Here is a 13,908-nt window from a genome sequence, read left to right as displayed (position 1 = left end):
CTTGCAAGCGGCATCGTTTCACCTGTCACGGTCCGACGAGATCGCGTCGTCGTACCAGCCAAACACAACCGGTCACGATTCTGCAGCGGTCTTGCGACTGTTGCACGGCACCGCTCACTCCCTTGCCGAGCGGCCATCGGAAATATTTAACTCTCTATCTGATTCAATCTCTGCGTTGCTACACTCAGGCGCATTCCACAGCAGGAGTAGATCCATGAACTTTGTTCTCAGCGTGAAGAAGTGGGCTGCAGCGGTGGCCGTCGCAGCGTGCGCCTGTGCCGTCGCAGCGCCAGCCGCCGAAGCCGCTCCGGCCGACTCGACCACCTGCAGAGACGTGAAGATTCCTGTGGCGCTCACCCACGGCGGACCACAGAACTCCCACATCGCGGGCACCTACTGCACCGATGCCAAGGGCCCGGGTTCGGTGGTGCAGATCCTGATCCCCGGCGCCACCTACGACCGATCGTACTGGGACTTTCCTGGTTTCGGCGGCCGCTACTCCTACGTCAAGCACGCCTCGCGCGCCGGACAAGCCACCCTGGCCATCGATCCCATCGGCGTCGGTAAGAGCACGCTTCCCGTCGGCTGGCAGGTGTCGTCGCCATCGAGCGCACAGGCAGTGCACGAGGTCATCCGAGCCATGCGCAACGGCCGCCTCGGTCGCTCCTGGGACAAGGTCGTCCTGGTGGGGCACTCGTTCGGCTCGCTGACAGCGATGCTCGAGGCCGGCACCTACAACGACGTAGACGGCCTGCTCATCAGCGGCGCCTCACACGCACCAGGCCCGGGGGGCATCGCTCAGATCATCGGCAACGTCCGCCCGGCCGTGGACGACCCGGCCACCAAGGGTACGACACCGGACGGCGACTACACCTATCTCAGCGTCCCCAACGTCCGGGCAGGTGCATTCCACGCACCCGGCGACTCCGACCCTGCGGTGGTCAAGGCAGACGAGGCCACTCGGGTGGCCGGTACCGCCGGAATCCTCGCGACCATCCCCGTCTTCATTCCAGCGACCTTCGACATCGACGTACCCGTACTCATCGCCAACGGCAGCGCGGACAAGGTGTTCTGTGCCCAGGGTGACGGCGGATCGCTGACCGACTGCGCCAACACTCAGAGCCTGTACCGATCTGAGCGACCGTTCTTTCCGCGGGCCGAGCTGAGCACATATGTACTTCCTGGTGCAGGACACTCGATGAACCTCGCCTTGAACAACCGCGCATTCTTCGACCGAGCAGTGTCGTGGGTCGATGCCATTTAGGCCACAGTCAGGCTGTGTCTCCCATGTTCCTTGGTCTTCCTCGACGGCCCGACGCCGGTCAGTAGATAGGGGAGACACGACCTTGCCGATGCACCGATTGGGCGACTGATACCCCTCGTCGGCCTGCGACCGGAGAAGGCCGCCCTGAGTGGTCATCGCAAAGGCGCGATGCCACTCACCGACGCCGGTTATCCTGCGAGGTAGGTAAAATCTCTAACTGTTTTGACAATCGGTCTGGCGCCGGTCAGATCGGCGAAGGAGTGAGCCGTCATCATGGCAGACCCCACCTCGACCCGCACCCCGCAGTCGGCCCCGCTGCAGGGAATCAGGGTTATCGAAGACTCCCACACGACAGGTGCCGAACTCGCGGGTTGTCTCCTCGCCGATCTCGGCGCCGACGTCGTCCGGGTCAACACAGCGGAAGAGCAGACCAACCCGGCGCGCAACCGCGGCAAGCGACATGTCACGGCCGGAGACGAGGATGTGCGCAGCCTGATCCGCCGGGCCGACCTCGTGCTCACCGACCGGCCCGCAGAGGACAGGGGACTGTGGACACCGGCCGCGCATCCAGACGCCCATCAGCCGGTCTGGCTGTGGATGCCCGCCTACGGCGCCCACGACGACGCCGCCAGCGGACTGCCCGCCGACCCGATGCTGGTTGCTGCGCTGACCGGGCTCGCCGCACATCCACCGCTCGGCGAAATGAATCCCGTGGCCGGTGTCGTCGACCTCATCGGACCGACACACGCGGCCCTTGGAGCGACTGCCGCAGTCGCCGGGCTCGTCGGCCGCGAGCGCGGTTGTGGCTCGAGGTCGGTGGAGGTGAGCGGACCGCACACGGTCGCGCTGATGCTCATCGCCTTGATGATCCATGGGATCGATACCGACGTGGTGCGATTCGGTACGACCGGGCTGATGGCCAATTGGCGCCCCTACCAGGCGGCCGACGGTCAGTGGCTATTTCTCGCCTCCCTGACGGGCCCGTTGTTCGTCGAGGCGCTGTCGGCTCTGGACCGGACCGAGCTGCTGGTGATGCCGGGCATCGACGGGGACCTGACGAAGATGTGGACCGACCCTACGGCGGCGGCCGCACTGGGAGCCGCACTCGAAGAGCACTTCGCCACCGAGCCTCGCGATCATTGGCTGGAGCTGTTTCGCCGCGAGTCGGTCCCCTGTGCAGTCGTCGCCGATCGGGAGGCATGGCGCCGCAGTGACCTCGCACGCGACCTGAATTGCTTCCGCACCGAAGATCACCCCGAACTCGGACCGGTCGACATGGCGGCCCTGCCGATCTCGCTCACCGGCATCGACACCTCCCGGCCGACGGGATTCCAGCTCGACGTGCCGTTCACCGAGATCGACTGGGACGAGCCTTCGACGCCGGCGACCGCCGACCACGCAGGGGAATCGACGACCGGTCCGCTCGCCGGACTGCGGGTAGTGGAGAGCGCGTCCTTCCTCGCGGCGCCGTCGATCGGTTCGATTCTGGCCGATCTCGGTGCCGAGGTCGTCAAGGTCGAGGCCCCGGGCGGTGACCCGTACCGGGAGTTCACGCTGCCGTTCCTGGCGTTAAATCAGCGGAAGTCCAGTGTGTGCCTCGACCTCACCGAGGCCGGCGATCATCGCCGGTTCCTGCAACTGCTGTCCACGTCAGACGTCCTCGTCGACAACCTGCGGCCGCAGTCCGCCGCTCGGCTGGACCTCGGGGACCAGGCTGTCCGCTCCGTCAACGCAGATATCACGCGATGCTCGGTCACCGCGTTCGGTACTACGGGCGCAGACTCCGATCTCCCCGGTTTCGATCCGGTCATCCAGTCGATGAGCGGACTTGCCGCGGCGCAGGGCGGCTCAGGGGCACCGGCACTGACCACCCTCGGCGCAAACGATTCTCTGACCGGAGCCCTGGGTGCCCTCGGTGTCGCTGTCGGATTGTTCTCGCGCGTTCGGAAGTCCGTCGTCATTCCCCGCATCGACGTGTCCCTCGCCCAGGCCACAGCCTTCTTGCAGTTCGACGCCTTCACGCAGTACGCCGGTGCGCCGATTCCCGAGGTGGGCGGGCCCAGCTATCCGGGCCCATTTCTGTCCCGGTCGTATCGCGAGTGCGCCGACGGGTGGGTGGCCTTCGCGGCCACCGATCCATCGTCGGATGCCGCGCTACTCGCCGCCCTGGCAGCGACCACGGACGATGTCGTGGAGGTCCTGTCCCACCGCCGGGTCGACGACGTGATCTCCCTCGCCCGGGAGATCGGGGTACCGGCATGCCGCATCGTCACCCTGGCCGAAGAGACTGACGCTGCGCTGATCGCCGACAACGCGATGCTGCACATCGTCCGCCATCTCGACTTCGGGCGCGTTTCGCTCGCGGCAGGATTCAGCGATTGGGAGGGGTGTACACCCGCCACCGCACGTTCCGTACCTTTGGGTGCCGATACCCAGGAGGTTCTCGGAGGGCTCGGTATCACCGAACCCTGAACCATGGGCCGCGTGGATGCACTACGCTCCGGCGTCGGTGCTCACAACTTTCGTGAGTACCGATTCCGGAGCGTAGGCATCGACGGTGTGCGCGAACGCTACATGCTCTGGGGTCCGCCCGGCACCTTCAGCAGCGAACCGGCATCCACGCGCAACTGCTGGCCGGTCACGTAGCGGGATTCGTCCGAGGCGAAGTACAGCACCGCGTTGGAGATGTCCACGGGTTCCACGTAGGGAATCGGCATCGCCTGGAACATCGTGAATGCGGGTTCGACGTCTTCGCGCGTCGGGTGCTCCAGGTCCGGACGGAATGTCGAGTAGAGACCGTCGTTGTGCAGGAGATGGGTGTCGACGTTGGTCGGGTGAATCACGTTGACACGGATGAACTCCGGAGCCAGGTGCAGGGCAAGCTGCTCGGAGTACCCCATCAGCGTCTTCTTCGACCAGCCGTATCCGGCCGAACCGGGGCCCATCGCCGGATTGTCCGTGGCGCCCGGCAGCAGCGCCGCAGTGGACCCGGTGAGCACGACCGAACCGAATTTACCGAGGTGCGGGATCGACACCGCTACCGCATTCATCACACCGACGAGGTCGACGTCCACCGCATCGATGAAATCGAACGCCTGGGGGTCGCCCATGGCCATCGGCAGGATTCCAGCGTTGGCCACCACGATGTCGAGGTGGCCGAGCGTGGCGAGGCCCTCGTCGAGCGCAGACTTCAGCTGTGCCCGATCACGTACGTCGGCCTTGACGGTCACGATCCGACGACCAAGCCCCTTCACCAGCTCGGCGGTCTCGGCGAGGTCCTGCTCGGTGGCCAGCGGGTACGGGTTCGACTCGATCTGCTCGCAGATGTCGACCGCGATGATGTCGGCCCCCTCTTCGGCCAGCCGGACCGCATGGCTTCTCCCCTGCCCGCGTGCCGCACCGGTGATGAAGGCGACTTTTCCTTCGACTCTTCCTGCCATGATGTGTTCTCCTCGTTCAGTTCTGGATCAATGATGGTTGTGCCCGACGATGTCGTCGTGCACCGCGATGGGTTCGAGTGGCTGTCAAGGGATGTCGAGCGGCAGGGTCGTACCGACCGCCTTGGTCTCGAGGTACGTCTCCAATCCCTCGATGCCGCCTTGCCGGCCTACGCCGCTCTTCTTGTACCCTCCGTAGGGCGAGTCGGCCCCGTAGAACAGGCCGCCGTTGATCATGAAAGAACCGGTACGGACGCCTCGTGCAACGTTCAGCGCGCGCTCCGCAGAAGCCGTGAAGACGTTGCCGGACAACCCGTAGGTACTCTCGTTGGCGATGCGAATCGCGTCGCTGTCATCGTCGAACGGTGTGACCGACAGGACCGGACCGAAGATCTCGGTCTGCGCGATCGTCGTCGAATTGTCAACGTCGGCAAAGAGGGTCGGCTGCAGGAAGTAGCCGTTGGGCTGATCCTCCGGAATCTTTCCGCCCACGACCAGACGACCGCCCTCGGATTCACCGCGCGCGATCAGATCGAGGATGTTCGTCCGCTGCTTCTCAGTGATCACCGGCCCGCAGAAGACGCCGGGATCTGCCGGGTCACCGTAGGGAATGGCGGCGTAGACCTGTTCGAGCGTGGCCACCGCCTCGTCGTACTTGGAACGCTGGACCAGCAACCGGGTCGGTAGAGCACATCCCTGCCCAGCATGCATGCAGGCCGACATCGCTGACGGCACGGCAACGTTGAGATCCGCGTCGTCGAGGATGATGCCGGCGCTCTTGCCGCCCAGCTCCAAGAGAAGCTTCTTGAAGGTCGGTGCCGACTGTTCGGTGATCAGCTGGCCGGTGCGGGTCGACCCGGTGAACGAGATCATGTCGACGCGGGGATCCGTGATCAGTCGCTGTGCGACAGCGGTGTCCTTGGCCGTGATGACGTTCACCACACCAGCGGGTATGTCCGTCTTCTCCGCGATGAGGCGACCGATCCGTGTCGCGTTGAACGGAGTTTCCGAAGCAGCCTTGATGACCACGGTGTTCCCGGTCGCCAAGATGGGCCCGAGCTTGTTGATCAAGATCTCGAAGGGGAAGTTCCACGGGATGATGCCGCCGACCACGCCGACGGGCTCTTTGAACACGTAGCGCATGTTCGTCATCCCCAGCAGCGAACTGTCCGGGAGACGCCGGTGCCACGGCAGCTCGCCGGCCGCCTCTGCGGGCCACAGAAGCCCGTCGGACAATGGCCAGTCGAGCTGCGCCATATAGGTCGTCATCAGCGGCGCACCCACCTCGGCGACCAGCTCGAGTCGGAGCTCCTCCACTTCCAAGGTGATCGCGTCATGAAGTTGGCGCAGGCACCGCTGCCGGAACTCGAGGTCCGTCGCCCACGATGTGGTGTCGAAGGCGCGCCGCGCCGCGGCGATGGCCGCGTCCATGTCATCGGCGGTCGCGTCGGCGACCACGCCGATACTGGCGCCGGTGGCCGGGTTGACGACATCGAACGTTGCCCCGGTATCCGAGTGCCGTAGTGCCCCGTCGAGGAGGAACCGCTCCTCGTGCACGACTGAAACCGATCCCGCTGTCATCTGCGTCCTCCATTCCCGCACGCACACGTGCGGCGTGTTCTGTGTCCCCCATCACAGAGCCTATCTTTTGGACCTCAGGTCCACAACCCTCCGCATAGTAGAGTTCCGCGCTGGAAGGGGAGGCGGATGACCGAGCTACAGAAGACGAATCGCGGCGGCCGGCCGCGTGTTACCGATAAGCCCGCGATCGCGGCAGTCGGCCTGCGCCTGTTCGCCGACCGCGGGTACGACTCGGTGACGATGGCCGACATCGCCGACGCCTGTGGGATCGGACGCAGCACACTCCTGCGATACTTCGCCGCCAAGGCCGACATCCTCTGGGATCGCGCCGCCGACGAGGCGACCGCGCTCGCCGAGAAACTGCGGACCGCCCCCCAGTCTGCGGATCCCATCGCCGTGCTCTGCACGGAGTTGCCGGCGATTCTCACCTATCTCGACTCCGAGATAGACCTGCTACGTACCCAGGTTTCCATTATCGCCGAGTCGTCGAACGGATGGCCTCTCGGATCGACGCGGTTCAACACCTGGGGATCCGCCGTCATCGAGTTCATCACGGACCGCACGCATCACAGCTCCGACGATCTGTTCACCAAGTTATTGGTTCAGAATCTGTTCAACGCCGGCTGGACTGCACTGACCGTCTGGGCCGAATCCAACGAAGCCCGCCCCGACCGACTACTCGAGGAAGCTTTCGCCCTGGTGCGCAATGGGTTCACCACCACGTGATCTCGCGGAGTAACCCCCTTCTCGGTCACGGGGTTCGGATCAATCCCACATCAGTCCGCCGTCGATGAGGAGGGTGTGCCCGGTGACGAAGCCCGCCTCATCCGAGAGCAGATAGGCGACCGCTGCCGCGACTTCCTCAGGCGTGCCCATGCGGCCGACCGGGATGAGGTCCGCCCATTCCTCCTGCTGATCGGCGCCGAAGGCGACGATTCCCTCGGTCAGGATCGTGCCGGGCCCCACCGCGTTGACTTGAATATTGCGGCGCGCGTACTGCAGCGCGGCGTTCTTGGTCAGTCCGACAACGCCGTGCTTGGCAGCCGTGTACGCCGGCATGCCCGGCGCGTTCTTGGTGCCGGCGTTCGACGCCATGTTGACGATCTTGCCGTGACCGGCCCCGACCATGTGGGCCAGCTCTCCGCGCATGCACAAGAACGTGCCACGCAGGTCGACTCCCATCACCGCATCCCATTCGGCGATCGGCAACTCATGCAGATCACCTGGAGTGTGTGCAATACCCGCATTGTTGACGGCCAGATCGATGCCCCCGAGGTACTCCACTGATCCCACGATCAACGACTCGACGCTCTCGACATCAGAGACATCCGCTTGGATGAACGATGCGTTGCCGCCGACGGCGGTGATGGCATCGACAGTCGCGGCTCCGCCTCCTTCATCGATATCCGAGACGACCACCTTCGCGCCGTCCTTCGCGAGGCGACATGCGATAGCCCTCCCGAGGCCGGATCCTGCGCCGGTGACCAACGCGCCGGCATTCTCGAATGTCATTGTTCTCCTCGATCCCATCGTGGCTGATCCGTCGATCACGGTTGAGGCGGCAATACCCGAACGAACAGCGCTTCTGCCTCGGCGCATACGACGTCGCCGTCGGCCAGTGCACCGGTCACAAAGGTCTTCCGACCCTCGATCCTGTCGATCGATGCAGTCAGCCGCAGTTCCCGGTTGACCGGGGTGATGTTGCGATAGTCCACCTTCAAGAAGGCTGTACGCGAATCCGGCTGCCCCCTGCGGCTGACGAACGTCCCGAGGACATCGTCGAACAGCATGGTGATCGCACCACCGTGAGCAGTGCCGTCACCCCCCATGTTCGCGAGTCCGAACGACACGGACCCGAGCATCGACGTCTCGGACAGCTCAGTGACCCGGTAGGGAATCAGCACCGGGTGGCCTTGCCCGCGCATCCCCAGGTCCCGGGCAAAGCGCTCCCCCTCACCCACCTCGAACTCTTTGAGACGAGTGGCCACGTTCTCGATCGCGCCGGTCAATTCCGTCATCGTCTCGGGCGGCGGCGCGACAAGACACAGTGTTGACTGCAGGTCTCGGAATGCGGTGATCATCCCGACAAAGGCATCGGCCTGTGCCGCTGAAAGCTGTCCTTCCTCACACACCGCGCCGGGGCTAGACATGGGCATCCTGCCGATTGATCAGGCCCTCGCTGATCACGGCGAGGTCTGTCTTGAAATCAGCGAAGCTGCGGCTGGTCGGCTCGATCGTGATCCACGTGACGCCGGCGTCTTCATACGCCGCCAACGCAGGCCCGAGGGCAGCCACGAACTCGGCGGCGCCCCCCGTGCGCAGCACACCACTCTCAAACGGCACAAATGAGACGTCGATCGCCGACTTGCCTGCCTCGGCACGCAGCTTGTTCTGTGCGCTGACCTGCGTGCGCAGCGCCTCGACGTCCTCGAGGGGAGGCGTGCGGGTGATCGCGGCCATCTCGGCATTCTGCGCGATGGGCATCCAGCCGTCGGCCTTCTCGGTCACGCGTCGCCGCGCTGCCTTGCTGTTCCCCCCGATCCAGATGGGAGGACCACCCTCAGTCAGCGGCAAAGGCAACGCCACGTGCCCCGTGACGCCGAACGCCGGTCCGAGATGCTCCTCGCCACGCCACGTCGCCCGCATCGCGTCGATACCCTCGTCGAACAGCTTGCCGCGGCCCGCGTAGTCGGCACGCAACGCGTTGAACTCCGACTCCAGGTAGCCGGCTCCGAGACCGAGCGTGACCCGCCCGCCCGACAGCAGATCAAGGCTGGCAGCAGCCTTGGCGCCCAGATACGGGCTTCGGTATCCGACAACCATCAGATAGGTGATCAGCCGGATCCTCGTGGTCGCCTCGGCGGCCATCGCGAGCGAGACGAACGGATCGAACGCATGATGGCCACCACTGTCCAGCCACTTCCGGTCCGGATACGGATGCTCACTCATGGAGAAACCGTCGAAACCGGCGTCCTCGCAGTACCTGGCGACCTCGCCGAGACTGCCGTCCCCGATCCACTCGCGATAATGCTTCACCGCGCGCATCGGGAACATCAGGTTGAACTGCAGAGCCATCTCACACCTTCACTTGAACAGTTCGCGGGCGACCACGACACGCTGTACCTCCGTGGCGCCCTCGCCGAGCCGCTTCACCCGCAGGTCGCGGAACCACCGTTCCAGCGGCAGTTCGTCAGACAAGCCCAAGGCGCCGTGGACCTGGATGCACTTGTCCATGACGTTGTAGGCCACCTCGGTGCCGTACATCTTGGCGATCGACGCATCGACCTTGACGTCTTTACCGAGGTCGGCATTCCACGCGGCCTGATACATGAGCAGCCGGGCCGCCCGCAGCTGCACTTCGGCGTCGACGAGCATCCAGGCGATGCCCTGCTTGTCGGCGAGCTTGCCCCCGAAGACCTCTCGATCCTTCGCCCAGCGGCATGCGGTGTCCAACGCCTCCTGCGCTATCCCGATCGGACCCGCGGCGTAAATGATCCGGCTGTAGATCAGGAAGTCGCTGGCGAGCTTGAACCCTCCGCCTTCGGCGCCGATCAGATTCGACGCGGGCAGTCGCACATCGTCGAAGTGCAATTCGAACGGAGAGAACGACGCCATCACCCCGATCCGATTGAAGGTCAGGCCGGGTGTTCCCTTCTCGACGATGAAACAGGATATCCCGGCACGGCCTTCACCGGTCCGCGCGTACACCACACCCCAGTCCGCGTTCTCAGCATGTGAGGTCCACATCTTGCTGCCGTTGAGCACGTACTCGCCACCGTCGCGCACGGCCTTGAGGGTGATGGCCCGCGCCGGGTCCGACCCACCGCTCGCTTCGCTGATCGCCGTGTACGCCTTGCTCATCTGACCGTCGAGGATCGGCTGTGCGAACTTCTCGAACTGCTCGGCGGATGCCTTGAACATGACATTGGGCGGGTTGCCCCCGAATGCTCCGAGCGCCGGAAAGAACGCACCCATACGGCATTTCGCCGCCTCTTCGGCGACAACGACCTGGCCGAGCACACTCAAGCCCGCTCCGCCGTACTCCGCTGGCGTCTGGAGCGCCCACAAACCCAGCTGACGAGCCTTTTCCTGCAACGGAAGAAGCTGTTCGCGCGGCAGCCCGGCCGCATCGTGTGGAAGGGTCGACTCGAGCGGATGCACCTCCCGGTCCATGAAACCCTTGACCGTCTCGCGGAGCATCACCAGCTCTTCGGGCAACTCCCACGCGCCCAGTGGCGGACCTTCGGTCTCGGTCTCAGCGTCCACGCTCACGCGTTCCCCTCACCGAAACGGTGGTCCTTGGCGCTCTGCAACTGCGGCACGTGATTGGCGTCGTACTGCTCGATCCACTCTGCGGGCAGCTTCGACCAGGCTTCGCCGATCTTGAGCCGCTGCGCGTCACTGAAGACCTCCGAAGCGACTACGTCGCCGACGAAGATCGTGTTCTCCTGCGTGTCGAGGGAGCCGATCACCCGGCACTCGACGTAGCTGTGCGCATCGAGCAGAATCGGCGAACCCGTGACGCCTTCCTTGGTCCGGAGTTTGCCGATCTTGTCGCCGTCCCGGCCCGAGCTACCGCCCAGGGTCATCAGGATCTCCATCGACGCATCGACCTCGTCATCGCCGGCACTGAGCATGTGCATCGCGAAGACGCCGGAATTCAGCAGCATGTCGTGGGTCTTGTTGTACTTAGTCAGGCTCACGGTAGCGCGCGGCGCCTCCGGGATGATGCTGGCAGAGCCTGCAGACAACGACATGAGGCCGTTTGCGAAGCCCCCGTCGGTCGTCGTGATAGCAACCGGGAACGGTCGGAGTCCGTTCAGCACTCGGTTCGCGGCATCAGTGTCCAGGGTCATTGATCTTCCTTTGTTCGATTCGATGGGGACTACTCGGCCGCGGAGGCGGGAACCTCGATGACGACAGCGCCGGCCTGGCCGCCGCCGGCGCACATTGCGGCGACACCGTAGCCACCGCCACGGCGACGCAGTTCGTTGGTGAGCGAGAGGATCATGCGTGCGCCCGACGCCGCCACCGGGTGTCCGATGGAGCAGCCGCTGCCCAGAACATTGACGACGTCCTCACTGATACCGAGCTTCTTGCACGCCGCGACGGGCACGGAGGCGAAGGCCTCGTTGATCTCCCAGAGTGCAACATCGGCCACGCCGATACCGGCCCGATCCAGGACCTTCGGAATGACGTCCAGCACGGCGAGCCCGGTCTGCGCCGGCTCGACAGCGGATGCGGCCCACGCCTTCACCGTGGCCAGCACGGTCAGGTCCTCCGCCGCAGCCAGGTCGGACCCGACCACCATCACCGCGGCGGCCGCGTCGTTGACGCCACTGGAGTTGCCCGCCGTGATCGAGAACCCTTCGATCTCCGGGTGAATCGGCTTCAAGCCGGCGAGTCGCTCAGCCGTGGTGTCGCGACGCGGGTGCTCGTCGGTGGTGAAGTCCACGAACGTACCGTCCTGCTGCCGCGCGGAAACGGGAACGATCTCGTCGACGAACGCCCCCGAATCGATGGCCGCGACGGCTCGCTGATGCGACCTGAGGGCCCAGGCATCCATCTCCTCACGCGTGAGATCCAGTGCAGCGGCGGTGTTCCAGCCGACGGTGATGGACATGTCCATATTCGGGGCCTCGGGGCTGTCCGGATGGGTCGGCGGCAGCCACTTCTCGGTGAACTGGTCCACGGTGCCCGGAGTACGGAAGGCCTGCATCGGGCTGGTCGAGACGGACTGGGTGCCGCCGGCGATGATCGCCCGCTCGGCACCCGAAATGATCTGCCCGGCAGCATTTCCGATGGCCGTGAGGCTGCCGGCACAGTGCCGGTTGAGGGACTGGCCGGGCACCTGAGGCATCCCGGTCACCACCGCGGCGTACCGAGCGACGTCGCCGCCGCCGTAGTTCGATTCGGCGAGAATGATGTCATCGACCTGTGACGGAGCCAGGCCGGACCGCTTCTGAACCTCCGAGACGACGACCTCGGCGAGCTCCATCGCCGTGGTATCACGCAGTGTGCCCTTGAACGACGTACCGACCGGAGTACGTGCTCCGGCGACGATGACGGCTTCGATTGCTGACATGGTTGAACCTTTCGTTAGGTGTGCGGGCCTCAGCCGAGCGTGAAGGGGTCGCGGGTGACGCCGCTGAGTTCGATCCAGACGGACTTGGTCTCGGTGAAGTCCTTGACGGCATCGATACCGTTTTCACGACCGATACCGCTCGCGCCCACTCCGCCGAAGGGGACGTGCGGTGCGACCGTGCGATACGCGTTGACCCAGACGGTGCCCGCCCGGAGCTTGGCTGCCACCCGGTGAGCACGGTGCACGTCCTTGGTCCACACCGAACCCGCAAGTCCGAACTCGGTGGAGTTTGCAGCGGCGACGGCCTCCGCCTCATCGGCGAACGTGGACACCGTCAGCACCGGTCCGAAGATCTCCTCGGATACGGCGCGCATATCCGGCGTCACATCGGTCAGGATCGTGGGCTTCACAAAGTAGCCGCCGAGTTCGGCAGCGGGTTCACCGCCGTAGGCGATGGTGGCACCGTCCTCGCGCGCAGAGTCGAAGTGCGACAGTACTTTCTGGTACTGCGGTTCATTCGACACCGGTCCCATCTCGGTGCGCGGATCCTTCGGGTCCCCGAGGACGATCGTCGAGGCGCGAGCGACCACTTTCTGAATCAGCTCATCGGCGACGCTCTCGTGGACCAGCAACCGCGATCCCGCCAGGCACGTCTGTCCGGTCGCCGCGAAGATGCCGGACACGACCCCGTTGGCCGCAGCATCCAGATCGGCGTCGGGAAAGACCACCTGCGCCGACTTGCCGCCCAGCTCCAGGGTGAACCGGGTCATGTTCTCCACCGCGGCCTGCCCGACGCGGATCCCGGTGCCCGTCGACCCGGTGAAGGCGATTTTGTCGACCCCCGGATGCGAGGCCAGCGCGGCACCCGTCTCCGGTCCCCAGCCAGTGACCACGTTGACCACGCCGGGAGGGAAACCCGCCTCCGCGAACAGACGCCCGAACGCCAATGTCGAAGCCGGGGTGTGGTCGCTGGGTTTGATGACGAACGTGCAGCCGGCGGCGAGGCCGGCGGCGAGCTTCCACGTCAGCAACAGCAGCGGAGAGTTCCACGGCGTGATGGCGCCGACCACGCCGACCGGTTCGTGGGTGGTGTAGACGAGGAAGTTGGACTTGTCGGTGGGGACGACACTGCCTTCGAGTTTGTCGGCCATCCCCGCGTAGTAGTAGTAGTAGTCCGGAAGACCGCGCATCTGCCCGGACATCTCGCGCAACAGCTTCCCACCGTCGCGGACCTCGAGCTCGGCCAGTTCGTCGGCATCGCGTTCGATGAGCTCACCCAGTCGCCACAGCAGTTTCCCGCGAGCCGTTGCGCTCAGGTCACCCCACGGTCCCGACAGTGCCGCCCGCGCGGCGGCGACAGCTCGGTCGATGTCCGCTGCACCGGCGTCGGGTACCCGGACCCAGGGTTCACCGGTGAACGGATCGATACTGTCGTAGGTCTTGCCCGACTCGGCTGCCACCTCGGCGCCGTCGATGAGCAGTGGGTAGCTCGCGATCTGGTCGGTAAGCGTAGATGTGCTCACATGAACTCCTTGTCCAAA

The 13,908-nt window shown here is 65.0% G+C and carries 12 protein-coding genes; 3 read left to right on the top strand and 9 right to left on the bottom strand.

Features of this window, described 5'->3' with window-relative positions; translation table 11 throughout:
* Positions 1-214: 214 nt before the first annotated feature.
* Positions 215-1,264 carry an alpha/beta hydrolase gene (locus tag GH2_RS19350; RefSeq protein WP_169802485.1) on the top strand — a complete coding sequence of 350 codons (1,050 nt, stop codon included), beginning with the start codon at positions 215-217 and terminating at the stop codon, positions 1,262-1,264.
* A gap of 273 nt (positions 1,265-1,537) precedes the next feature.
* Complete coding sequence (locus GH2_RS19345) at positions 1,538-3,736, top strand: CoA transferase (RefSeq protein ID WP_066171970.1); 2,199 nt, start codon at positions 1,538-1,540, stop codon at positions 3,734-3,736.
* A gap of 98 nt (positions 3,737-3,834) precedes the next feature.
* Here GH2_RS19345 and GH2_RS19340 read toward each other — a convergent pair whose 3' ends face one another.
* Both GH2_RS19340 and GH2_RS19335 read right to left on the bottom strand, forming a co-directional pair.
* Positions 3,835-4,704, bottom strand: coding sequence for a mycofactocin-coupled SDR family oxidoreductase (locus GH2_RS19340; RefSeq protein ID WP_066171968.1), 870 nt, complete (start codon positions 4,702-4,704; stop codon positions 3,835-3,837).
* 84 nt (positions 4,705-4,788) lie between these two features.
* Positions 4,789-6,282: an aldehyde dehydrogenase family protein gene (locus GH2_RS19335; RefSeq protein ID WP_066171966.1), complete on the bottom strand. Its 1,494-nt coding sequence runs from the start codon at positions 6,280-6,282 to the stop codon at positions 4,789-4,791.
* A gap of 126 nt (positions 6,283-6,408) precedes the next feature.
* On the opposite strand from GH2_RS19335, the gene GH2_RS19330 reads away from it, so the two are divergent.
* Complete coding sequence (locus tag GH2_RS19330; RefSeq protein ID WP_066171964.1) at positions 6,409-7,008, top strand: TetR/AcrR family transcriptional regulator; 600 nt, start codon at positions 6,409-6,411, stop codon at positions 7,006-7,008.
* A gap of 39 nt (positions 7,009-7,047) precedes the next feature.
* Here the strand turns inward: GH2_RS19330 and GH2_RS19325 are convergent, their stop codons facing one another.
* The 7 genes from GH2_RS19325 to GH2_RS19295 all read right to left on the bottom strand — a co-directional run bounded on the left by GH2_RS19325 (position 7,048) and on the right by GH2_RS19295 (position 13,863).
* The gene (locus tag GH2_RS19325) at positions 7,048-7,794 is read right to left on the bottom strand and encodes an SDR family NAD(P)-dependent oxidoreductase (protein WP_066171963.1); all 747 of its coding nucleotides are present in this window, start codon (positions 7,792-7,794) and stop codon (positions 7,048-7,050) included.
* 35 nt (positions 7,795-7,829) lie between these two features.
* The gene (locus tag GH2_RS19320) at positions 7,830-8,432 is read right to left on the bottom strand and encodes a PaaI family thioesterase (RefSeq protein WP_066172059.1); all 603 of its coding nucleotides are present in this window, start codon (positions 8,430-8,432) and stop codon (positions 7,830-7,832) included.
* Entirely contained in the window at positions 8,425-9,357 is a 933-nt protein-coding gene (locus tag GH2_RS19315; protein ID WP_084247638.1) for an LLM class F420-dependent oxidoreductase, read from the bottom strand. The genes GH2_RS19320 and GH2_RS19315 overlap by 8 nt, the downstream gene beginning before the upstream one ends.
* A 9-nt stretch (positions 9,358-9,366) precedes the next feature.
* Positions 9,367-10,482 carry an acyl-CoA dehydrogenase family protein gene (locus GH2_RS19310; RefSeq protein ID WP_066172057.1) on the bottom strand — a complete coding sequence of 372 codons (1,116 nt, stop codon included), beginning with the start codon at positions 10,480-10,482 and terminating at the stop codon, positions 9,367-9,369.
* 68 nt (positions 10,483-10,550) lie between these two features.
* Positions 10,551-11,138: a flavin reductase family protein gene (locus tag GH2_RS19305; protein ID WP_066171961.1), complete on the bottom strand. Its 588-nt coding sequence runs from the start codon at positions 11,136-11,138 to the stop codon at positions 10,551-10,553.
* Positions 11,139-11,167: 29 nt separating this feature from the next.
* Positions 11,168-12,367, bottom strand: a complete 1,200-nt coding sequence (locus GH2_RS19300) for a thiolase family protein (protein ID WP_066171960.1) — start codon at positions 12,365-12,367, stop codon at positions 11,168-11,170.
* Between the two features lie 29 nt (positions 12,368-12,396).
* Positions 12,397-13,863 (bottom strand): aldehyde dehydrogenase, encoded by a 1,467-nt coding sequence (locus GH2_RS19295; RefSeq protein ID WP_174545368.1) that lies wholly within the window; start codon positions 13,861-13,863, stop codon positions 12,397-12,399.
* Positions 13,864-13,908 lie beyond the last annotated feature (45 nt).

It is taken from the genome of Gordonia hydrophobica NBRC 16057 (assembly GCF_001592365.1).
In the GTDB taxonomy this organism is placed as follows: domain Bacteria; phylum Actinomycetota; class Actinomycetes; order Mycobacteriales; family Mycobacteriaceae; genus Gordonia; species Gordonia hydrophobica.
The sequence above is the reverse complement of the archived record's forward strand: the minus strand, read 5'-3'. Positions and strand labels throughout refer to the sequence as shown.

Coding starts and splice junctions, on each gene's coding strand:
- GH2_RS19320 (WP_066172059.1), bottom strand. CDS start 8,432: ATGTCTAGCCCCGGCGCGGTGTGTGAGGAAGGACAGCTTTCAGCGGCA.
- GH2_RS19345 (WP_066171970.1), top strand. CDS start 1,538: ATGGCAGACCCCACCTCGACCCGCACCCCGCAGTCGGCCCCGCTGCAG.
- GH2_RS19330 (WP_066171964.1), top strand. CDS start 6,409: ATGACCGAGCTACAGAAGACGAATCGCGGCGGCCGGCCGCGTGTTACC.
- GH2_RS19310 (WP_066172057.1), bottom strand. CDS start 10,482: ATGCTCCGCGAGACGGTCAAGGGTTTCATGGACCGGGAGGTGCATCCG.
- GH2_RS19325 (WP_066171963.1), bottom strand. CDS start 7,794: ATGACATTCGAGAATGCCGGCGCGTTGGTCACCGGCGCAGGATCCGGC.
- GH2_RS19350 (WP_169802485.1), top strand. CDS start 215: ATGAACTTTGTTCTCAGCGTGAAGAAGTGGGCTGCAGCGGTGGCCGTC.
- GH2_RS19335 (WP_066171966.1), bottom strand. CDS start 6,282: ATGACAGCGGGATCGGTTTCAGTCGTGCACGAGGAGCGGTTCCTCCTC.
- GH2_RS19340 (WP_066171968.1), bottom strand. CDS start 4,704: ATGGCAGGAAGAGTCGAAGGAAAAGTCGCCTTCATCACCGGTGCGGCA.
- GH2_RS19300 (WP_066171960.1), bottom strand. CDS start 12,367: ATGTCAGCAATCGAAGCCGTCATCGTCGCCGGAGCACGTACTCCGGTC.
- GH2_RS19305 (WP_066171961.1), bottom strand. CDS start 11,138: ATGACCCTGGACACTGATGCCGCGAACCGAGTGCTGAACGGACTCCGA.
- GH2_RS19315 (WP_084247638.1), bottom strand. CDS start 9,357: ATGGCTCTGCAGTTCAACCTGATGTTCCCGATGCGCGCGGTGAAGCAT.